Raw genomic sequence first — 22466 nt, 5'->3', positions numbered from 1 at the left:
CTCGCGCTGGCGCCCGGCGTCGTGCCGGCCTATCACGCGCCGACGGTCGATCTGCGCGTGGTCGCGGTCACCGCGCTGATCGCGCTGTCGACGCTGCTGCTGTTCGGCCTGGTGCCGGCCTGGCGCTCGGCCTCGGCCGATCCGGTCGGCGCGCTGGCCGGTGCCACGCGCAGCCAGACCGGCACGCGCCGGCAGACGCGCGCGCGCGCCGCCCTGGTCGCCGCCGAGATCGCGCTGGCGACGACGCTGCTGGCCGGCGCCGGCCTGCTGATCGATTCGCTGCGCCGCCTCGACGCGGTCGATACCGGCATCGCCGACGCCGCGCAGATCCTCGGCGCCGGCCTGTCGCTGCCGGTGCCCTCGATGCAGCCGGGCGAGGATTTCGCGGCCTGGTATCCGAAGGCCAAGGCCGCGGTGTCCGCGCGCCTGAGCGCGATCGACGAGCGGCTGCGCGCGCTGCCGGGCGTGCAGTCGGTCGCGCTGACCAACGTGCTGCCGGTGTCCGGCGAGATCGGCTGGAACGGCGGCTTCGAGATCGCCGGCCGCGAGCTGCCGGAGAACCGCCTGGTCCAGTTCCGCTTCGTCAGCACCGACTACTTCGAGACGTTCGGGATTCCGCTGCGCGCCGGGCGCGTGTTCGACGCGGCCGACGGCACGCGTGCCGAGTTTCCGATCGAGGCGATCGTCAACCAGACCTTCGTCGACCGCTATCTGGGCGGCGGCGACGCGCTGGGGCTGTCGGTGTCGACCTTCGACGGCAGCGCGAAGACCATCGTCGGCGTCGTCGCCGACGTGCGCCAGGGCGGTCCCGACGAGGCCGCCGATGCCGAGATCTATTTCCCGGTCTCGACGATCCCGGTCGGCGATCTCACGGTCGCGATCAAGGGCAGCGGCGACGTGCTGGCGCTGGCGCCGGCGCTGCGCACCGCGTTGCGCGAGGTCGCGCCGGAGGCGCCGCTGTTCGCGCTGCGCACGATGGACGAGGTGACGCGCGAGACGACGCGGCTGCGCCGCTTCAACATGAGCCTGATGAGCACGTTCGCCGGCCTGGCCGTGCTGCTCGCCTCGATCGGCCTGTACGGCGTGATCGCCTACACGGTCGGCCAGCGTCGCCGCGAGATCGGCGTGCGCCAGTCGCTCGGCGCGACGTCGCTGGACATCCATCGCCTCACGCTCGGCGCCGGGCTGCGCATGATCGTGCCCGGTCTGGCGCTGGGCCTGGCCGGCGCGCTCGCGCTCGGCCGCGTGCTGTCGGCGCAGCTCTACGGCGTCGGCGCGGCCGACCCGGCGGTGCTCGGGGCGACGCTGGCCCTGCTCGCGCTGGTCGGTCTGGCCGCCTGCGCGGTGCCGTCGCTGCGCGCCGCGCGCGTCTCGCCGATGGAGGCGCTGCGCGATGAGTGACCGATCCGCTCCCGTCCGCATGCCGTCGAGGCCTTCGTCATGAATCTGTCCGCTGATCTGCGCCATGCCTGGCGCGGCCTGTGCGCCCGGCCGGGCTTCTTCGCGACCGCGGTGCTGACGCTGACGCTCGGCATCGGCGCGCTCGGCGCGATCTTCACGGTCTACGACGCGGTGCTGCTCAAGCCGCTGCCGTTCGCCGACGCCGAACGCCTCGTGCGCGTCACCCGCGAGCAGCCGCCGGCGCAGCGCAGCACGATCTCGCTGCAGGCGTTCCAGGAATGGCGCGACCGCAGCGGCGCGGCGTTCGAGGCGATCGGCGCGTTCAGCGACGACACCCGCAATCTGACGCACGACGGCCAGGCGCAGCGCCTGGACGTCTACCGCGTCACGCCCGGCTTCTGGGACGTGTTCGGACAGCCGCTCGCGCTCGGCCGCGCCTTCGGCGACGAGGAGGAGAACCGCAACGAGCGCGTGGTCGTGCTCAGCGACCTGCTCTGGCGCAACCAGTTCGGCGCCGATCCGGCCGTGATCGGCCGCGACGTCGAGCTCAACGGCGAATCGTTCCGCGTGATCGGCGTGACCGCCGCGGGGTTCCGCTATCCGTCCGATGCGCAGGTCTGGATTCCGACCTTCCTGCCCGGCGACACCACGTTCCATCGCGGCATGAACTTCCTGCGCACGGTGGCGCGTCTGCGTCCGGGCGTCTCGACGGCGCAGGCGCGCGAGGTGATGAATCCGATCACCGACTGGCAGGCCCGGACCTATCCGGACCACCACGCCCACATGAGCGCCGGCGTCACCGAGCTGAAGGCCTTCGTCAGCGGCGGCGTGCGCCAGCCGCTCGGCATGCTGCTGGTCGCCGCTGCGCTGGTGCTGCTGGTGGCCTGCGCCAATCTGGCCAATCTGATGCTGGCGCGCGGCCAGGCGCGCGCACAGGAGCTGGCGCTGCGCAGCGCGCTCGGCGCCGATCGCGGCCGCCTGGTCCGGCAGGTGCTGGCCGAATCACTGCTGATCGGCGCCATCGGCACCGCCGCCGGCCTGCTGCTGGCCGGCCCGGCGATCGCGGCCCTGACCGCGCTCGCCCCGGACCTGCTGCCGCCGTACAACGCGCCGACGATCGATCTGCGGGTGATCGCCGGCATCGCCGCCGTGGCGCTGGCCACGCTGCTGCTGTTCGGCCTGGCGCCGGCCTGGCGCGCCGCGGCCGCCGATCCGCTGCAGGCGCTGGCCGGCGCGACGCGCAGCCAGACCGGCACGCGCGCGCAGTCGCGCGGACGCAGGATGCTGGTCTCGGCGGAGATCGCGCTGGCGATGGCCGTGCTGGCCGGTGCCGGTCTGCTGATCGACAGCCTGCGCCGGCTCGAGGCGGTCGACTCGGGCGTCGGTTCGCCGCAGGTGCTGACCGCGTCGATCTCGATCACGCTGCCGGTGCGCCAGCCCGGCGACGACAACGACGAGTGGGCGGCGCGCGCGATCGGCCAGCTCAAGGCACGCCTCGACGCGATCGAGGCACGCCTGCGCGAGCTGCCGGGCGTGGCCTCGGTGGCGATCGCCAACCGGTTGCCGGCCTCCGGCGACTGGGGCTGGAACAGCCGCTTCTCGATCCCCGGCCGCACGCTCGACGACCAGGCACTGGCCGAGTACCGCTTCGTCAGCCCCGACTATTTCACGACGTTCGGCATTCCGGTCGAGGCCGGCCGCGCGTTCGACGCCAGCGACGGCACGCGCGCGCTGCTGCCGACCGAGGTGCTGGTCAATCGCGCGTTCGTCAAGCGCTATCTCGGCGACGCCGATCCGCTCAACGAGAGCGTGGTGATCTTCGGCGACCAGCCCAAGCGCATCGTCGGTGTGGTGGCCGACGTGCACCAGGCCGGCCTGGATGCGCCGCCCAATACCGAGGTCTATTTCCCGATCAGCAAGGCCGCGGTCGGCGATCTGTCGGTCGCCATCAAGGTGGACGGCGACGCGCTCGCGTTCGCCGAGCCGTTGCGGCGCGCCCTGCACGAGGTCGCGCCCGACGTGCCGGTGCATGGCATCCGCACGATGGATCAGGTGACCGGCGCGACGCTGGCGATGCGCCGCTTCAACATGACGCTGATGAGCGTGTTCGCCGCGCTGGCGCTGGCGCTGGCGGCGATCGGCCTGTACGGCGTGATCGCCTACACGGTCGGCCAGCGCCGCCGCGAGATCGGGCTGCGCCAGGCGGTCGGCGCACGCGCGCTCGACATCCATCGCTTCGTGCTCGCCGACGGGCTGCGCATGATCGTGCCCGGCATCGCACTGGGCCTGGCCGGCGCGCTCGCGCTCGGCCGCCTGATCGCGACCCAGCTCTACGGCGTTGGCGCGGCCGATCCGCGCGTGCTCGGCGCGGTCGCCGCGGTACTGGTTGCGGTCGCGCTGGCCGCCTGCGCGATCCCGATGCGCCGCGCCGCGCGCGTGCCGCCGATGGACGCGTTGCGCGACGGTTGAACGAGGGGCCGCTGCGGCCCAGGAGAGAATGACGATGCGCTGGACCGAACCGATGACCCGCACGCTGCGCCAGCTGGCCGCGGCTCCTGGATTCACGCTGGCCTCGCTGGCGATGCTCGCGCTCGGCATCGGCCTCAGCGTCGCGATGTACTCGACCGTGCAGGGCGTGCTGCTGCGCGGCCTGCCGTTTCCGGACAGCGAACGCGTGGTCACGATCTCGGCGCGGCAGCCGGCGCAGCACGTCGACGGCGCGCAGCTCAGCCTCGACGAGGCCGAGCGCATCGCCGCCGGCACGCCGGGTTTCGCCGCGCTCGGCTACTACTGGTGGAGCGGCGTGACGCTGTTCGACGGCGAGCGCGCGCGCGAGATCACCACCCATGTGGTCGGCGACGGCTACTTCGCCGCGCTCGGCGTCGAGGCGCTGCTCGGGCGCCGTCTCGACGCCGCCGACATTCGCGAAGACCGCCGCGTCGCGGTGCTCTCCTACCAGGAGTGGCAGCACGGTTTCGGTGGCGATCCGGGCGTGATCGGCCGCCGTCTGGAACTGGTCGACGAGGAGCCGCTCGAAGTCATCGGCGTGATGCCGCCCGCGTTGGCGCTGTTCGCCGGCGAGACCGGCATGTGGCGGCCGTTGAGCCCGGTTCATTTCCCGACCGAAGGCCCGCAGCGGGCGCAGCGCATGCTGCTGGCGATCGGACGTCTCGCGCCCGGCGTCTCGCTCGCGCAGGCCGATACCGCATTGACGGCGCGTTTGGCCGATCCGCAGGTCGCACTCGAGGATCCAGCGCAGGCCTGGCACGGCGTCACGCAATCGTTCCTCGACGCTCTGGTCGGCGACGCGCGCGGCGCGCTGTGGGGCGCGTTCGCGCTGGCCGTGCTGGTGCTGCTGATCGCCGCGGTCAACGTCGCGATCCTGCTCGATGCGCGCCAGGCCGCGCGCCGCCGCGAGCTCGCGGTGCGCCAGGCGCTCGGCGCCTCACGCGGGACGCTCGCTGCCGCGCTGCTGCTCGAGCTGGCCGTGCTCGCCGGCACCGGTGTCGTGCTCGGCCTGGCGATCGCCGCCGGCACGATCGGACTGCTGCGCAGTCTCGCCGCCGACAGCCTGCCGCGCGTCGACGGCATCGTCATCGACGGCGGCGTCGCCGCGTTCGCCGTGCTGCTCGGCGTGCTGGTGCCGCTGCTGGCGGCGCTGGCCGGTGCGTTGCGGATCGGCGCGGCACCGGCCGAGGCGATCCGCGGCGGCGCCAGGGGCGTGCTCGGCGGCGCCGGCGGACGCCGCGGGCTGCCGGTGCTGGCGATGGCGCTGTCGACCGCCAGCCTGGTCGCCGCGCTGACGCTGGCGGCCGGCCTCTGGCGCCTGCAGCGCGTCGATCCCGGCTTCGACGCCGCCGGCGTGCGCGTCATGCAGTTCTTCCGCGGCGGCAGCGAGGCCTTCGTGCCGTTCACCGAACGTCTGCTCGAACGCCTCGACGCGCTGCCCGGCGTCGAGGCCGCCGCGCTGACCAGCGCGCCGCCGCGTTCGGGCATCGGCAGCGCCAGCGTCGCGCTCGACGTCGCCGCGCGTCCCGATGCAGCGGCCGTGCAGGCCGCCTTGCGCCGCGTCTCGCCGGGTTATCGCAGCCTGCTCGACGTGCCGCTGATCGCCGGCCGTGACCTCGACGGCGGCGACCGCCGCGGCACCGAACCGGTCGCGCTGCTCAACCGCACCGCCGCGCGCCGCCTGTTCGGCGACGCCGAGGCGATCGGTCAGGTCGTCGGCGTGCCGATCCGCGGCACGCGCGTCGACGCGCGCGTGGTCGGTGTCGTCGAGGACATCCGCAACGATGGCCTGCGCAGTGCGCCGGCGCCGGAGATCCTGGTGCCGTTCGCGCAGCAGCCGACCAATGCGATGGCGTTCCTGGTGCGCTCGCATGTCGCCGGTACCGATGCGGCGATGGCCGACGCGCTGGCCGCGCTCGATCCGCGCCAGGCGATCACGCGCCGCTACGCCCTGGCCGATCCGATCGAAGAGGAACTGGCGCCCGCGCGTTTCTTCGCGCGTACGGTCGGCGCGTTCGCCGGCGCCGCGCTGCTGCTGGCCGTGCTCGGCACCTACGCGGTGGCCGCGCTGCGCCAGCGCCGCCGCGTCGGCGAGTTCGGTCTGCGCCTGGCGATCGGCGCTCGCCCGCGCGACGTGGCGGGCGACGTGCTGCGCGACGGCCTCGTGCTGAGCGCGGTCGGCGTGGCCGCCGGCCTCGCGCTGGCGCTGGCCGGCCTGCGCCTGCTCGATCTGTCGGCGGTCGGCGTCGCCGGCACGCCGCCGCTGCTGCTCGCCGTCGGCGTCGTCACGATGGCGCTGGCCGCGCTCGGTGCGCTCGGCCTGCCGGCCTGGCGCGCCGCGCGCGTGCCGCCGATGGAAGCCCTGCGCAGCGAATGAACCGGTGCGGCCGCGGCCGCACCTCGTCCCGATCCGTCACGGAGCCGATCCATGCGCCTGTCCGACTCTCTCCGCATCGTTCCCGGCCGGCTGCGCCAGGCCGCGCGCTCGCTCGCGGCGCGTCCGCTGTTCGCGTTCGTCGCGATCGCGACGCTGGCGCTCGGCATCGGCGCCAATCTGGCCGTGTTCTCGCTGGTCGAGCGCCTGCTGCTGGCGCCGCTGCCGGTCGCCGCGCCCGATCGCCTGGTCAACCTCGTCGTGCCGGGCCAGACCGACATCCGCATCAGCTCGACCCTGGCCGGCGACGAGACCGCGGTCTTCAGCTATCCGATGTTCCGCGACCTGGAGCGTGCGCAGGACGGCGCCGCGACGCTGGTCGCGCACCGGCCGCAGCCGGTCAACCTCGCCTACGCCGGCCATACCGAGCGCGTGCAGGCGCTGCTGGTATCGGGCCGCTACTTCGACGTGCTCGGCCTGAAGCCCGCGCTCGGCCGCCTGCTCGGCGCCGGCGACGATGCGGTCGACGGGCAGGCGCAGGCCGCCGTGCTCGGCCATGCGTACTGGCGCGACCGGCTCGGCGCGGATCCCGCCGTGATCGGCGGCAGCCTGATCGCGAACGGCCAGGTGCTGCAGATCGTCGGCGTCGCGCCGCCCGGCTTCGACGGCACCACGATCGGCCTCGCCCCGCAGGTGTATCTGCCGATCTCGCTGGGCGGCCCCGACGGCAGCGTGTCGATTCCCGATCACGCCAGCCGCGAGCTGCACTGGGTGTACGCGTTCGCACGGCTGGCGCCCGGCGTGACGGCCGCCGAAGCCGAGACCCGGCTCGACGGCGCCTATCGCAACGCGATCGAGGCGTTCGAACCGGTCTCGGCGCTGACCGGCCAGCCGGTCACGCGTCATCTCGCACTGGCCCCCGGCGCACGCGGCCAGAGCCAGCAGCCCGACCGGTCGCGCGGCGCGCTGCTGCTGGCGCAGGGTGCTGCCCTGCTGGTGCTGCTGATCGCCTGCGTCAACCTCGCCAACCTGCAGCTGGCACGCGGCAGCGGCCGCGTCGGCGAGATGGGCGTGCGCTCCGCGCTCGGTGCGAGCCGGCGTCAGCTGCTCGGCGAGGCACTGGCCGAGCCGCTGCTGATCGCGCTGGCCGGCGCCGCCGCGGCCCTGCCGATCGGCCTGGCCGGCCGCCATCTGCTCGGCCGGCTGCTGCTGTCCGAGCGTGCCTCGACGCTGGCCGGCAGCGGCGTCGATCTCGCCAGCGCGGCCATCGCGCTGGCGATCGCGCTGGTCGCCTTGCTCGGTTTCGCGCTGATCCCGGCGCGGCGCCTCGCCGACGCGGCGCCGGCGCGCGCACTGGCCGGCCACGCCGGCGGCGTCGGCCGGCGTGGCACCGGCCGTCTGCGCGCGGTGCTGGTCACCGCGCAGATCGCGTTTTCGATGGCGCTGCTGGCACTGGCCGGCCTGTTCGCGCAGAGCCTGTCCAACATCGCGCGCGCGGATCTGGGCATGAACCTCGACGCGCTGGTCACCTTCACGGTCGAGCCGGAACTCAACGGCTACGACCTCGCGCGCAATGCCGCGCTGTACGAGCGCATCGACCAGGCCCTGGCCGCGCTGCCCGGCGTGGCCGGCGTCGCCCGCGCGCAGAACCGTCTGCTCGCGCGCGGCTACAGCGGTGGCGGCGTGTCGATCGAGGGGCGCGAGGGCGGCGGCTTCTCGACCTACAACCAGGTCGGCCCCGGCTATTTCCAGACGCTCGGCATCGCCCAGCTCGCCGGTCGCGGCTTCGCGCCCAGCGACAGCGCCGACGCGCCGCCGGTCGCGGTCGTCAACCGCCGCTTCGTCGATGCGTTCGGACTCGACCCGGCGAGCACGGTCGGCCGCACGCTGAGCCTCAACGGCCAGCGCAGGGAGATCGTCGGCCTGGTCGCCGACGCCGCCTATGCCAACGTCAAGGACGCGCCGCCGCCGCAGATCTACCTGCCCGACGCGCAGAGCGAGGCCAGCGGTACGATGAGCTTCTACGTGCGCAGCGCGATCGATCCCGCCCAGCAGCAGGCCGCGATCGCTGCCGCCGTCGCCGCGATCGACCCCAACCTGCCGCTGCGCAGCCTGTCGACGCTGCGCGAACAGGCCCGCGTCAATATCGCCGCCGATCGTACGGTCGGCCTGCTCGCGACCGCGCTCGCGCTGCTGGCGACACTGCTCGCCGCCGGCGGCCTCTACGGCGTGCTGTCGTACCTCGTCGCCGAGCGCCGCCGCGAAATCGGCCTGCGCCTCGCGCTCGGCGCCACGCCGGCCCGCCTGCGCGGCCTGGTCGCCGGCCAGGTCGGCCGCATGGCGCTGGTCGGCGGTGCGCTCGGCCTCGTCGCCGCGCTGGCCGGCGGCCGCCTCGCCGCGGCCAGCCTGTACGGCCTGTCCGCGCACGATCCCACCGTGCTGGCCGGCGCGGCCTTCGTGCTGGCGATCGTCGTCGCACTCGCCGCCTGGCTGCCGGCGCGCCGCGCCGCGCATACCGATCCGGTGGTGGTGTTGCGGCATGATTGAGCAGAGGGGCGAAGCGAATCGGTTCGCCTAGCAGGCTGTTGAGATTCGCCCATGCGCTCCTTGCGTGATAGCCGGCGTCGATCGATTGCTCGGGCCGTCGTCGGCTATCGCCGGACGCTCAGGTCGGCGACGGATCCCACCATCCCCCGATTCCGCCGATCCGGATCAGGTTGTACGCCGCGAAGCTCCATGTCGCTCTGGCCCGGACCTTTGCCGGGCCAACCACCGGCAGCGTGCGCAGATCGCCGATCGTCTTGACCCAGCCGAACGCCTGTTCGATGCGCTTGCGCACCTGTTGGCTCACCGCGTAGCCCTTGCCGCGTGCGGTACGCCCGTCGATCGCACTGCGCCTTCCATTCGTGGTGTGGCGTGCGATATGGGCGCGGATGCCGCGCCGCTGGATCGCCTCCACGAACGCGCGCACGTCATACCCCTTGTCCGCGCCCAGTGTCGCGCCCGATGGGAGATGCCCACTGACCAGCGCCAACGCGCCGTCGCGCTCGGCCGTACCCGTGGCGTGACGCACATCCACGCCGACGACCAGCCCATTGCGGTTCTCCATCAGCGCATTGGCCAGATAGCTCAGCTTCGCTTCCTTCCCTGCGCCCTTACGCATCAGCCGGGCGTCCGGATCGGTCCTCGAGGCGTGCGTGGCGTTGCTGCGCTCCTCACCCCGGAAGTCACCGCCGTCGCCGCTATCCCCACCGTCTCCATCCTTGCGTCGGAAGCTCTTGTGCGAGCCCCAGGCCTCCAGCAGCGTCCACCGAGAAGTGCTCGTCGCTCGTCAGCTCGTCGAGCCGGGCCAGCAGCACCGTGTTCTCGAAGAACCGCTGCGCAATCTCAGCGTCGAACAGCCGATCCCGGTTGAACGAGAACGTCGAGTGGTCCCACACCGGATCGTCGATGTTCAAGCCCACGAACCCACGAAACAGCAGGTTGTACTGCATCTGCTCAATCAACAGACGCTCGCTGCGTACGCTGTAGACCACCTGCAGCAGCGAGGCGCGCAGCAGTCGCTCCGGAGGGATCGACGCGCGGCCCGTTCGCGCGTAACGCGAACCCAGCAACCCATCCATGTCCTTCAGGATCGCATCGGCCAGCACGCGCAGCTTGCGGATCGGATGATCCCGCGGCACTCGCTCTTCCACCGACACGTACGAGAACATCCCCAACTGCTGTACGTCCGATCCGCGCATGCCTCATCGACCCATGATTGATGGAGGCTATGATTGTCGCTCGGGTGGGGCGTTTCTCAACAGCCTGCTAATCGGCAAGGGTGGCGCGCATTTAGCCATAAATTCTGTATTCCCGGTACGAAATTTCCTACACGGCGACGAGACGATTTGCCATTGTTAGCGGGGGACACAAGATGGAATTCTGCCCTCGCCCCGTGAGTCAGCGTTTTCGCATGCGGAGGGATATGCTCGCCTGGCAGGAGGCCAAGCGGCGAGCGGGGCACTTTCTCTGAGTAGCTGGCGTCGTTGGGGCGTGGCCGTGAGGATATGACGCCAAGTCGCAGTTGAGGGCGGGACGACGCTGTGCCGAGAGTCGCGCGCTTCCGTTGCAGCTCCGTCAAGGGTGAACACGGCCGACGGGAGCAGCGAGCGGTGGCAAGCGCCGCGATGCGCGATCGCCCGCGCGACCGCCAATGAGCGAATTTTGGAAGGCTTGGATCGATCGATCCAGCCGCCGGCGTTCTCTGTTGCCGGCAGTAGGGCAGTCGATTCCCTGTGGTTTTCGGGACTGGAACAGGAGGACAGGATGGGCAACGGTCCAGGCGGCGGCATGGAGCTGCGGTGCGCAGCAGGAAGCTCAGTGCGGCGAGCCGCGCGCCCCCGATACTTCATGATGGTGCCTGGCCCGTGCAGCCGGGGCCGCCGAGCCGGGAGGATTGCCGCATCAGCTGCGCGTGTCCTCGCATGGCTCATGATCTGCCTGCTGGGCTGGTCGGCCTCTGCATCGGCTGTGACCATCACCTCGTTCACCCCCACCCGGGGCGCGCCGGACACAATGGTTCGGATCAATGGGACGGGTTTCGGAACGAGTGCCGAGGACGTCGTGGTCTCCTTCAACGGGGGGCAGGCGTCAATCAGCACGATGACGGCTACGCGTCTGAACGTATCTGTCCCGTATGAGGCCATCAGCGGCCCCATTACCGTCACGGTCAACGGTCAGACCGCTACCAGCAGTGGCATCTTCCGTGCTGAGCCCCGGATCGAGAGCTTCTCGCCCGGCGGGGTCGTGGGGGATTCCGTGACGATTCGCGGCGTCAACTTCGGCGAGACGCCGGCCGCGAACCAGGTCAAGTTCAACGGCGTCACTGCGACCGTCGTCTCGGCATCGGCCACCGAGCTGGTGGTAACCGTGCCGGCCGGTGTCACCACAGGTCCGATCACGGTAGACGCCTACAGCTACTCAGTCGTGTCATGGGCGAACTTCGTCGTCACAGTGCCACAGACGACCACGAGCAGCGAACTGATCTATGCAGGCCCGGGCGAGTACCAGGATAGTGGTGGCGTGCTCGTGATCGATACGGGCTCCGGCCAGCCCATCGCCGCGATCGCGACGGGTCGGATACCCAGGGAGTTGATTGCCAATCCGTCCGGCACTCGGGTCTACGTCATCAACGAAGGGGATAGCAGCGTCTCAGTGATTGACACGGCCACGCACACGGTTCTCGCCACGGTTGCTACCGGCATCAATCCCAAAAGTCTGCATTTGGACACGTCAGGCAGCTTTCTATACGTCCTATGCGGTTATCACGTGACCGTGATCGATCTCGCAACGAACACGGTCACGGCTTCGATCGATCCCGGCATCGGGGTCGCATATGGGTTCACTTACAGCAGCGTACGCGATACGGCAGCGAACCGGCTGTATGTCGTCTACTATCGGTCCGGCGGCGCCACGACCTTGCACTTTGCCCGAATCGACATGGCGACAGGGGCGTTGATCGACAGCCGCCCGATGGTGGGCATGGAGAACCTTAACTTCGTCCAGGACCCGGCAAGCGGGCATTTGTATTTTGCAGAGTACGCTCAGGTCAAGCTGTTCGATGCGAGTGCATTCAGCGTCATAAAAACCTACTTCGTCGATTCCGGACTATCGTCGGTGAGCACCATACTGGGTATCGATGGTGACCCGCTCTACGTGCTTGGAGACCAGACCTACCCGAACCGTAAACTCTATGCGCTCGACCCGGCGACCGGCAGCCAACGTTGGAATCTCCAGCTGCCCGACTATGCGGGGCACGTGCTTCTAGGCCCTGGCGAGTCGGAAGCCTATGTGTCGGCATCCGGTGGCGAGCTTTCCGTCATCGATCTACACGAGCAGCTTGTATTGTCGACGTCGACGATCCCGGACGACCGACTCGGGAGCATGATGACCAACACCGGCGGTGACCACCTCATCACGGTGAATTCGCTCGGTACCCTGAGCATTCTCGACCGGCAGGACTGGTCGGTTCTGGGCACTTCGCTCCTCAGCGGACCAGGCCGGCTTCTCGTGGTCAACACCGTCCCGGCCGATCGCCTTGGAGTTGCCCGGCGACAGCATGAGGCCGTGTTCGCGGACGCCTACGTCGATGTGCCGTTCGAGGTCATCGTGCAGGCGCATCATGCCGGTGGCGCCGCGAACGTCGTGACACCGACGGCCGTCGGCGTCGCGCTGGCGCCGGGCACGCTCGGCACACTGAGCGGCGGGTCGGGCTGCACGATACCGGCCGGCAGAAGCTATTGCCTGGCGCGCGGTCTGGTCATCGATACACGACAGTCCGCGGCACAGCTGGTCCTGACGGCGACATCGGGCGATGTGCTGACGTCGGTGACCAGCCCGCCATTCGCGGTCATCGGGACGGTCGATCCGATCATCACGAGTCTCGACCCCGATCGCGGTCCGGTAGGCGCTACCGTCCGGATCATCGGCTCCGACCTGAAACAGGACTCGGCCATCGTGCCGGAGGTGTACTTCAACGGCATCGCCGCCGTGGTGACGAGCAGCACGGACGATGAGATCGTCGCGACGGTGCCGGCCGGTGCGACGAGCGGGCCGGTGACGGTGCATGTGTCCGAGTCGACGGCGGAAAGTCCCGGGGACTTCACCGTGCTTCCGGTGCCCTCGATCATCATCTCGAACGTCGATCCGCCGGTGGCGCTCTCCGGCAGCTTCTATACTGCGACCGTCACGCTGACCAAGCCGTTCCCTGCCGATCCGGCACCGACCGGAACGGTCACCGTCACCGATCTGACCAATCAGGTCAGCTGCACGTTCACGCTGCCGCAGAGTGGGTGTCGCCTGTTCGCCCCACACAGCTCGCCCAATAGCGTGCTGCTGTCGGCGGCGTATATGGGCGACGCCGCTTACGGCGAGGTGTCCTCGGCGACGTTCCAGCACCGCATCGCCTACAACAAGGCCGTCATCGAGATCGGCAACATGGTGCCCGAAACCGCGCAGGCCGGACAGGGATCGTTCGTGTTCTTCACGATCGCCAATGTTTCAGGCAACTCGAGCACTTCGCTGCCGCCGATCGGCTATGTGCGCATCACCGACGGCGTGAACAACTGCTCGTACGGCAACCAATTCACTGAGCTCTCCGGCGGCGGCTGCGCGCTCGGCTCGCCCACGGCGGGCACTCGCACCATCAGGGCCTACTTCCCCGGCGACTACAACTATGCGACCGCATGGTCGGAACCCGTGACCCAATCGGTCAGTTCCCCCGGCGGCGCCGTACCCTTGCCTCCCGGCACGGAACTGTGCGGGTTCGACCCGGACGCCGACTATCCGCCGCAAGCCGGATTCGTCCCTGTCGCACAGCTGAGCGGCGGTGTTCCCTCACTGGGGCTGGAGCGCTCCATCAACGGCAGCGGTCCAGTTGGCGTCGAGGTGACTTCACCGATGGCCGCCAGTACCGTCAATGGCCGATCGGTCGATGTCGCCGGCACGTTCCAGGGGCCGGTCAATACCGGCATCACCGTGAACGGCGTCGTGGCCGCCACGGCCAACGGGCAGTTCCTGGCAGTGGCCGTTCCGGTCGAGATCGGCACCAATACTCTCGAAGTCGTCGCGACCACGATGACCGGGAGCACGGCGACTGCCAGCGTGACCATACAAGGCAGTGCAGACCCCGCCCCGCTTGCGATCGAAGCCGTGGACCTGGTGGGGCAAGTTGGATTCGGCCCGTTCCAGGCCGTCTACCGCATGGACCTCGACCACCTACCGAGCGGCGTGACGGTCTCCAACATCGGGCTGGATCTCAATGGCGACGGTCTTGCGGAGTATCGCGGCGCGACGCTGGATGGCGCTCCCAACGCCTACACGTTCCCGCGTCCAGGTCTATACCGCGCCAGGGTCGACATCAATCACAGCGAAATCGTGGCCTATCGCTACATTCTGGTCCGGGACCGGGTCGCCCAGCGCAGCATGCTTTGCGACATCTATGGGTATCTTCGAGGCCGCTTGGCGGCCCAGGACGTGATCGGCGCGGCCGATGCGTTCCATCCGGACCACCGGACAGAGTATCTGGACCTGTTCACTTCCACTGGAACGCAAATGCCGGAGCTCGCCCAGCGACTTGGTACCGTTGCGGATGGTCAGTTCTCCGGGGATGTGGCAGATCTGATGTTGATTCGCGATCAGCCCGACGAAACACGCACAGGCTATCCGCTGCGCCTCATGCAAGGCGCTGATGGCGTGTGGCGAATTCTGGAGATGTGACGTGACGAAGGCGCGTGTCGCGCGGTGGATGCAATGGCTTTTGTCGGTCGTTGCGGCTTTCGGGTTGCTCTATCTCTTTCTGGTGCTGATTCAACCGTACCGCTTCCCCGTGACACTTTCAGAGAAGCGAGGTCGGGTTGTGGATGCACAAACTGGGCAGGGAATTGCGGATGTCGTGGTCGTCGCAAACTATGAAATGGAGTCTGTGACACCTGTGCAGATCGGGCACGGCTGCGTGCACCAAAAGATCGTCCGGACGGACGCCAACGGGGAATACGTCATTCCCGACGCATCGAGGGACATAGATGTTGCCGACCGTCTGCTTTGGCGGATGCTGCCGGGCTTCAGCCAGAGCTACGGTTCGATCCTGCTGTACTACAAGGACGGCTATGCCGTGAAGGATGATCTTGACCGTATGGCAGACCTGATCTTGAAACGTCCGGTGCCGAGCGTCGTTCGCGTTTCGCCATACGTGAAGGATGGGCAGATGTACCGCGTCCCCCCGGTCGAGATGGAGCGCGTCGATCCAGCGACTTCGGATGTATCGGCAGAGGCCTATATCGCACAAACCGGTTCGTTAGCGGCACAAGTTAGGTGCCTCCAAAACGAGCAAGCAACCTCGGAAGTACTCATGCTGGTCTTGAGTGAGATGAAGGCTTCCGTGAGAAGGCATATCTGCGAGCTGCCGTCGGATAAGGTGCTGGCCGAAGAAGCCAAGCGTTTCTCGTTCATGGACTGTGCGTCATCGATCGGAATGAAGCGAATCCGCCAAAAAAAGGGGAAGGATGCAGTTTTGACGGCTGGCGATGTCTGTGAGTCGTACCGCTACGTAGCAGAGGGGCACGAATGCAGGGGGCCCGGCGCCGAGCGTCCGCCATTGAAGATCGTGACGAGGTTTGAGGCGTTTTCAGCCAAGCCAGCTATCAATTGATGGAGGGAGCGATATGCGTACGTACATCAAGCAGTTGGCGGTCGCGTTTTTCTTGGCTCTCGGCGCTTCGAGGGCTGCGACAGCATTTGAGACGGAGACGCACGGGCTGATCACGTACAACGCATATCTAAGATCCACGATTGCAGGCGAGGGACCTGCGTCGACTCGTCGCGCTTTCGGTCTGGATCGTCTTCCTTTGGAACATCCTTTTGCTCCCGGGTGGTTCACTGTTCAATCCGAGACTGGATATTTCGATAACACGCCTGTCGCGCAGCCTTACGCGTACCCTCCGGCTTATCCGTCAGTGACCACCTTCGTGCGGTTACCCCAGCGATACGAAGCCTGCCAGATGGAGACGCTACAAAACGTCGGCTGGTTCGGGACGGGCGACGGGCTTGACAATGTCAGTGCTGATCTCTCGATACAGAACTGGCTGATCCGTGGAGCGATTCGTGAGGACGACGTTCGAGATCCGTTCTACTCACAGAAATCAAGTTGTGAAGTCCGCTTACCTGACACTGATCCGCATGGAAACATCATGCGAGTCTTCAACCACTTCTACGACCCGGTCCATGATGCATCCCTGGCACACGGCGGTGCATTCGAGTCGAAATCGGTCGATTGGGCCCTCGGCGTGCTGGATAGTTTCGCTGCGGTACCAGTTTACGACGCGACGCGGCGCAATCACTTCAGCTACGCAGATGTGCGCCACAACATGTGGTTGGCTCTGACAGACCAGCGTGGTGCAGCGACGCTTCCGTACACCAGTGCAGCGCGTACTGCTGATGCCAAGAATCGGCTCTTCCGCTGGGCAACGGCGTTCAGGTCAGTTGGCGACGTTGTGCACCTGTTGCAAGATGGCGCGCAGCCTCAGCATGTCCGCGCTGATGCTCATGCTCCGTATGTCACCTCGCAGGCGCAACAGGTGTATGAGTATTACACCAATAGAAGGGTCACGATCGCGCCTAACGCGTCAGTTCCTGGATATGAGAACAGCTACTTGGCCGGGTTCTTCAGACTCGATGAAAGGGTGCGCCCACCTCCGCCTGAACTCGGTGCCTACCCGACGCCAATGTTCTCCACGCCGGTTCGCTTCTTCACCACTCGACAGCAGGGCGAGGGCCCGGAGGTATCCACACTGTCAAGGCACGGTTTGATGGACTACACGAACCGGGGATTCTTCACGGCGGGCACATTGCCAGATCTGTCCGGTAACGGATTTCCTCAGCCGCCCATCCCCATCGATGAGTCGCAAGGCTACGTTAAATCGAACGCGCCGTGCCGGCTCAGCGTGCCGATCGCTGATCGACTTACCGCTCGCTGCGCTCATTGGACACGTACCGTGCTCGATACAGTGGCTCCGGGCTACGTGGATGAGCTGCCGGCGGTCGGCGCACCACCGCTCGCGGCGCCGCCGCTCGTTACTGAGAGCGCCTTGGGACTGGTCCAGGACATTCTCGGCACGCCCATGGCGCCCCGCTACGCGATTGGCTTGGAGGAACTGGAGACGATGGGCAATCTGGGCATCCCGCGCGCGATCGCCTACAGCGCGGGTATGATCGATTTCCTTTTCCGTGGTCGGATGACGCTGTCAGCGCCCCCGGATGGCCTGTATGGCGTTCTCGACCAGGGTACGCCGCACACCGTGCTCGACGGCGTGCCAATTCTGAACGACGGCAGCGATAGGACGTTTGGCTTCACGGCAATCCGCGTGAGAGCGCGCAATAGCACGGGTGATGAGAACGGACGACTTACGGAGTCGGGCAGCGGGCGCGTCGTGCCCCAAACGATGAAAGGCGGCGTTGACGACAACGGCCACGCGACCGGCATGCTCGTGGCGATCGCACGTTATCACCGCAATCCGTGCTATCGGAACGATCTTTCTGGCGAGTACGTCGCCTCGCTTAATCCCGATTTCACATCGCAAGATCCGTTTGTGCCGTCTGGTTGCCAGCCGGAGCAGACGCGGTCCAACGTGCCCGAGATTTCGGTGTCCAAGCCAGTTTACATCGACGCTTATGGCGGTCTGCCCGGGCCGTTGCCTGGGGCGACCAACCCGTGCGCGAACGTCGGCAACATCAACACCGGCGCGGCCGGCGATTGCGAGCACGACAGTGCATTGCTGGAGTTCGATTTCGGCGACGATCCCATTCCGGTCAATGCGACAGACCTGTTCCTGCAGGTGGCCTATCGTGGACAGCTCGGCGAGGAGCACGACGGTATTGCCGTCGGTGCCCTGGACCTCGTCGAGCCGCAGTACTTCACATCGTGGAATCATACCGACTGGTACCTCTACGAGGACCAGTGGCTGCGACCGGAGAACGTGCCCGATCCGCCGGGACCGGAAGTGGCTGAGGCGGTTGCGCTGGAAGACCTTTCGATCTGCTTCGGGCATCAGCTGATCGGTCATCTCCCGCTACCGGCGCAGCTAGCACCGGCGGAGTTCGCGCGCGTTGCATTCCTGACTGACAGGGAGGAGGTTCAGCTTGGGACGGTTGCGAAGTTTGCTGGCGGATCCACTGTGGCGCGTGCAGCAGCGGGGCCAATAACGTTTCCCCGCCAATGGAGCGAGGAGTACACCAACAGTTTCGTCAGTACGCCGTGGTACTACGGCCGTGGCACGACGCTCGGCCTGGACCTCACGCTGTACTACCAGTACTTCACCGGCAGCTGGTGGCTCTTCAATTTCGCGGAGGCCGCTGCCCTCACGCCGCCGCTCGGTAGCGCTTCGGCACCCGGTATTCCAAGAGCGCTGACGGCATCGTTCTCTGGCCTGCCTCACCCACTATGCGAGACGCACTTCGCGGAGCAGTCGGCCGCGAAGACGGACGGCCCGTCGCGTAGAACATTGCCGACCGTGATTCCACAACGCGCTGGTGGCCCGGAGCCAGAAGGAAGCGGTGGCTAGCAGGCTGTTGAGAAACGCCCCACCCGAGCTGAATCGCCCCGGCTTCAGGAGCCATCTCCAAGCCGGCGTCGTCTCAGATGGCAGCGAAGCGAACGTATGGCGGTTCGATGTGGGCGGCCGGATGGTCGACGGTGTACGCGCTGCAGACCGGCGCTGAGGACTTGTGTGGGATCGGCTGCCAGCTCTCTGCCGCTGCCTTGATGTGGCGCACCGCTCATCACCGGATGCGCAGATCGCAGGCCGGAAGCGGACACTCCCGTCCGCTTCCGAACGCTGGCGCATTACGCGATACCGCGATGGCGCGCTGATCGCCTTGGCGCGGAACTTGCGTCATGCCAGACACGTACCGACCGGCCGCTGGCGCCGCGCCACGCGAGAGGGGAGCCCCGCATGACCCGTGACATCCGTTTCGCCCTGCGCGCGCTGCTGCGCAGTCCGGCCTTCACCGCGGTCGCCGTGCTGATGCTGGCGGTCGGCATCGGGCTGTCGATCTTCATGTTCGGCAGCCTCAACGCGATGGTGTTGAAACCCTTGCCGTTCGCGCAGGCCGACCGGCTGGTCGCGTTCAGCTATACCGACAGCCGCAACACGCAGCGTAACCTCGCGCTGCCGACCGTGGACTGGCTCGATCTGCGCGAGCGTCAGAAGACGCTTTCTTCGCTGGAAGCCTACTGGGTCGGCACCGCCAACATCGGCGGTCTGGCCGGTCCGGCTGAGCGGCTGTCCGGGGCCTGGCTCAGCGTCGATGCGCTCGGCACGCTCGGCGTGCGGCCGGTCATGGGGCGGGATTTCGCGGCGGCCGACGCGGCGGCCGGCGCCGAGCCGGTCGCGCTGATCGCGTATCGCACCTGGGAGCTGCAGTTCAATTCCGATCCGGCCGTGATCGGCCGCAGCCTGCGCGTCAACGGCGTGCCGACGCGGATCGTCGGCGTGATGCCGCGCGACTTCGCGTTCCCGTCGGCCGAGCGGATCTGGCTGCCGATCGTGACCGATCGCGCCGCTGCGGCGGATTCGTATGCGCGGCTGCAGACCTTCGGCCGGCTGGCCGAGGGCGTCTCGATGGCGCAGGCGCGCGCCGATTTCGATACCGCGATGACCGCGCTGGCGGCCGAGCGCGGCGAGCCGCTGCGCGGCGACAAGGCGCGGATGCGGTCGTTCTCCGAGCAGTTCGTGCCCGGGCAGATCGTCGAGGCGACCAAGACGATGTTCATCGCCGTGCTGCTGGTACTGCTGATCGCCTGCGCGAACGTCGCCAGTCTGGTGATCGCGCGCTTCGCCGCGCGCACGCGCGAACTGGCCGTGCGCGCCGCGCTCGGTGCCAGCCGCGGCCGGCTGATCGTGCAGGTGCTGACCGAGACGTTCGCGATCGCGCTGGCCGCGACGGCGCTCGGCTATGCCGGCGCGGAATTCGCGAGCTGGTTCATGCGCGACGCGATGGACGCCTCGCCGAGCGGCACGCAGCTGCCGTACTGGATCGACTACCGCGTCGATCCGCGCGATCTGATCTTCACCGCCGGCATCGCATTGCTGGCGACCGTGCTGGCCGGCCTGGCGCCGGCGCTGCGGGCCGGCCGCGTCGACGTGCAGACCTGCCTGCGCCAGGGCGGCGCCGGCAGCATCGGCGGCCGCGGCCGGCTCGGCCGCTGGCTGGTGGCCGGCGAGGTCGCGCTGTGCGTGATCCTTCTGGTCTGCGCCGGCGTGTCGATCCGCAGCGCGCTCGACGCGCAGCGTACGCCGCTCGGCATCCAGACCGACGGCGTACTGACCGGCCGCATCGCGATGTTCGACGCGGACTACCCGGACGAGGCCGCGCGACTGCGCCTGACCGATGCCTTGCAGCCGCGCCTGGCCGAGCTGCCGGGCGTCGATGCGGTCGGCTTCGGCACCTCGCTGCCGCTGATGGGCTACGGCCGCGAGCGCTACGAGCGCCCGGCCGATGCGTACGCCGAGGACAACCAGCGCCCGCAGGTCTGGGCGTCCAGCGTGACCGCCGGCTACTTCGACGCATTCGGCATCGTCCTGCGCGAGGGCCGCATGTTCGACGCGCGCGACGGCGCCGATGCGCCGGACGTGGCGATCGTCAGCGCCGGCCTGGCCGCGACCGCGTTCCCGGATCGCAGCGCGATCGGCGAGCGCCTGCGCGTCGATCCGAAGAATCCCGAATCGCCGTGGCTGACGATCGTCGGCGTGGTCGCCGACAGCGTGCAGGCCGACTACATCGAGACCAGCGCGACGCCGGCCGGCAGCCGCAGCGACGGCAACCTGTTCCGGCCGCTGGCGCAGGCGCCGAGCAACATCGTCAGCTTCGCGCTGCGCAGCGACGGCGACCCGCAGGCGCTCGCCGAGGCGGCGCGCGCGGCGGTGACCTCGGTGGACGCCAACCTGCCGGTGTACTGGCTGCGTCCGATGGAGGCCTGGCGCGCCGGCCTGATGTGGGGGCCGGACATCCTCGCCCACCTGTTCGGCGCGTTCGCGCTGTTCGCGCTGCTGCTGACCGCGGCCGGGGTCTATGCGGTGCTGGCGTTCGAGACCACGCGGCGCACGCGCGAGATCGGCGTGCGCCGCGCGCTCGGCGCGCCGGCCGGCACCATCGTCGCGATGACGCTGCGCCGCGGCGGCCGCCAGGTGCTGACCGGCCTGCTGATCGGCGTGCCGCTGGCGCTGGCGTTCGCGCAGCTGCTCGGCGGCGTCATGATGCCGGGCGCGCAGAACGATCCGGGCGTCTACGCCGCGGTCGTCCTCGTGCTGGCCCTGGTGCTGGTGCTGGCCGCCGTGCTGCCGACGCGGCGCGCATTGCGCGTCGATCCGCTGGTGGCGCTGCGCGACGAATGAGGCGGCCGGCGGTGCGTGCCGCCGGCCGCCTGGTCCGGCGGGCACGGCTGCCGCTGGTCACGCCGGCCGTTTACGATAGGCGCCGGTCGCAGCGCGACCCGCCCTCCCCAAGCCGCCGGAAAGCCGCATGCGCCGTCTCCTGGTTCGTCTCCCGATCGCCGCGCGTGTGCTGCTGATCGGTCTGTTCGCCGCTACGGCCTGCGCATCGGCGCAACCGGCCGGCCCGCCGGCGACCGCAGCGGCCGCATCGGAGCCGGCACAAGCCGCCGAACTGGCCGAACCGGCCGCCTCCGACATCGCCAGTCTCGACACGATCGTCGTCACCGGCGTGCAGCCGGGTCCGGGTCTGTGGCGCGTCTCGCGCGGCAGCCACGTGCTGTGGATCCTCGGCACGCTCTCGCCGCTGCCGCGCGACATGACCTGGCTGGCCGACGACGTCGACCGGACGATCGCCGGCTCGCAGGTGGTGCTGTCCTCGCCCGGCGTCGATCTGGACGCCGACGTCGGCTTCTTCGGCCGCCTGGCGCTGCTGCCGTCGCTGGTCAAGATCCGCAACAACCCGGACGGCCGCACGCTCGAGGAGATCCTGCCGCCGGAGCTCTACGCGCGCTGGTCGGTGCTCAAGGCCAAGTACATCGGCCGCAGCGGCAAGGTCGAGAAATGGCGCCCGCTGTTCGCAGCCGGCGAGCTGTACCGCGAGGCGCTCGACAAGCGCAAGCTCAGCGATTCGGGCCAGATCGGCAAGGTGGTCTCCAAGTCGATCAAGCGGCACGGCATCGCCAAGCTCGACACCCACGTCAAGGTCAAGATCCAGGAGCCGCGCGCGGCGATCAAGGCGTTCAAGGCCGAGGAACTGGACGACGTCGAATGTCTGCGCCAGGTGCTCGACCGGCTCGAGGCCGATCTCGGCACGATGGCCGCGCGCGCCAACGCCTGGGCCGTCGGCGACATCGAGACGCTGCGCGCGATGCCGCAGGACACGCCGGTGCGCACCTGCTTCGACGCGATCGCGCAGACGCGCTTCGCGCGCGATCGCGGCATCGACGATCTGCCGGCGCGAGTCGAGGCGGCCTGGCTCGACGCCGCCGAGCAGGCGCTGCGCGAGCACGAGACCAGTTTCGGCACGCTGTCGATCGGCGACGTGCTCAAGCCCGACGGCCTGCTCGCCAAGCTCGCCGCGCGCGGCTACGAGGTCGAGGCGCCGTAGCGGCCGATGCGCGCGGACCGTCGCACGGGCGCCGGGCCGGCGTCCG

Annotated in this window: 9 protein-coding genes and 1 pseudogene; 9 read left to right on the top strand and 1 reads right to left on the bottom strand. The window is 68.8% G+C overall.

Annotated elements, in window-relative coordinates; all coding sequences use genetic code 11:
- The 4 genes from VMR06_RS01105 to VMR06_RS01090 form a co-directional block, all read left to right on the top strand.
- A partial coding sequence (locus VMR06_RS01105) for an FtsX-like permease family protein (RefSeq protein ID WP_325372104.1) occupies positions 1-1401 on the top strand: 1401 nt, incomplete at its 5' end.
- Between the two features lie 39 nt (positions 1402-1440).
- Positions 1441-3870: an ABC transporter permease gene (locus tag VMR06_RS01100; protein ID WP_325372102.1), complete on the top strand. Its 2430-nt coding sequence runs from the start codon at positions 1441-1443 to the stop codon at positions 3868-3870.
- Positions 3871-3904: 34 nt separating this feature from the next.
- On the top strand, positions 3905-6286 hold the full coding sequence (locus VMR06_RS01095) for an ABC transporter permease (protein WP_325372100.1): 2382 nt from the start codon (positions 3905-3907) through the stop codon (positions 6284-6286).
- A 51-nt stretch (positions 6287-6337) separates the two neighbouring features.
- A complete protein-coding gene (locus tag VMR06_RS01090; RefSeq protein WP_325372098.1) occupies positions 6338-8830 on the top strand; it encodes an ADOP family duplicated permease in 2493 nt (830 codons plus the stop codon).
- A gap of 118 nt (positions 8831-8948) precedes the next feature.
- On the opposite strand, the pseudogene VMR06_RS01085 reads toward VMR06_RS01090, so the two are convergent.
- Positions 8949-10026 (bottom strand): annotated as a pseudogene (locus tag VMR06_RS01085) (IS5 family transposase).
- A gap of 730 nt (positions 10027-10756) precedes the next feature.
- Between VMR06_RS01085 and VMR06_RS01080 the strand changes: the two are divergent.
- The 5 genes from VMR06_RS01080 (at position 10757) to VMR06_RS01060 (ending at position 22420) form a co-directional block, all read left to right on the top strand.
- On the top strand, positions 10757-14542 hold the full coding sequence (locus VMR06_RS01080; RefSeq protein ID WP_325372096.1) for an IPT/TIG domain-containing protein: 3786 nt from the start codon (positions 10757-10759) through the stop codon (positions 14540-14542).
- A gap of 1 nt (position 14543) precedes the next feature.
- A complete protein-coding gene (locus VMR06_RS01075) occupies positions 14544-15473 on the top strand; it encodes a hypothetical protein (RefSeq protein ID WP_325372094.1) in 930 nt (309 codons plus the stop codon).
- A gap of 13 nt (positions 15474-15486) precedes the next feature.
- Positions 15487-18381 carry a hypothetical protein gene (locus VMR06_RS01070; protein ID WP_325372092.1) on the top strand — a complete coding sequence of 965 codons (2895 nt, stop codon included), beginning with the start codon at positions 15487-15489 and terminating at the stop codon, positions 18379-18381.
- Positions 18382-18771: 390 nt separating this feature from the next.
- The gene (locus tag VMR06_RS01065; protein ID WP_325372091.1) at positions 18772-21213 is read left to right on the top strand and encodes an ADOP family duplicated permease; all 2442 of its coding nucleotides are present in this window, start codon (positions 18772-18774) and stop codon (positions 21211-21213) included.
- A 127-nt stretch (positions 21214-21340) separates the two neighbouring features.
- Positions 21341-22420 carry a TraB/GumN family protein gene (locus tag VMR06_RS01060; protein ID WP_325372089.1) on the top strand — a complete coding sequence of 360 codons (1080 nt, stop codon included), beginning with the start codon at positions 21341-21343 and terminating at the stop codon, positions 22418-22420.
- Positions 22421-22466 lie beyond the last annotated feature (46 nt).

Origin of the sequence: Dokdonella sp., from assembly GCF_035511235.1 — a bacterium.
Lineage (GTDB): Bacteria > Pseudomonadota > Gammaproteobacteria > Xanthomonadales > Rhodanobacteraceae > Dokdonella.
This window is presented reverse-complemented; position numbering and strand designations above follow the sequence as displayed.

Coding starts and splice junctions, on each gene's coding strand:
- VMR06_RS01100 (WP_325372102.1), top strand. CDS start 1,441: ATGAATCTGTCCGCTGATCTGCGCCATGCCTGGCGCGGCCTGTGCGCC.
- VMR06_RS01095 (WP_325372100.1), top strand. CDS start 3,905: ATGCGCTGGACCGAACCGATGACCCGCACGCTGCGCCAGCTGGCCGCG.
- VMR06_RS01090 (WP_325372098.1), top strand. CDS start 6,338: ATGCGCCTGTCCGACTCTCTCCGCATCGTTCCCGGCCGGCTGCGCCAG.
- VMR06_RS01080 (WP_325372096.1), top strand. CDS start 10,757: ATGATCTGCCTGCTGGGCTGGTCGGCCTCTGCATCGGCTGTGACCATC.
- VMR06_RS01070 (WP_325372092.1), top strand. CDS start 15,487: ATGCGTACGTACATCAAGCAGTTGGCGGTCGCGTTTTTCTTGGCTCTC.
- VMR06_RS01065 (WP_325372091.1), top strand. CDS start 18,772: ATGACCCGTGACATCCGTTTCGCCCTGCGCGCGCTGCTGCGCAGTCCG.
- VMR06_RS01060 (WP_325372089.1), top strand. CDS start 21,341: ATGCGCCGTCTCCTGGTTCGTCTCCCGATCGCCGCGCGTGTGCTGCTG.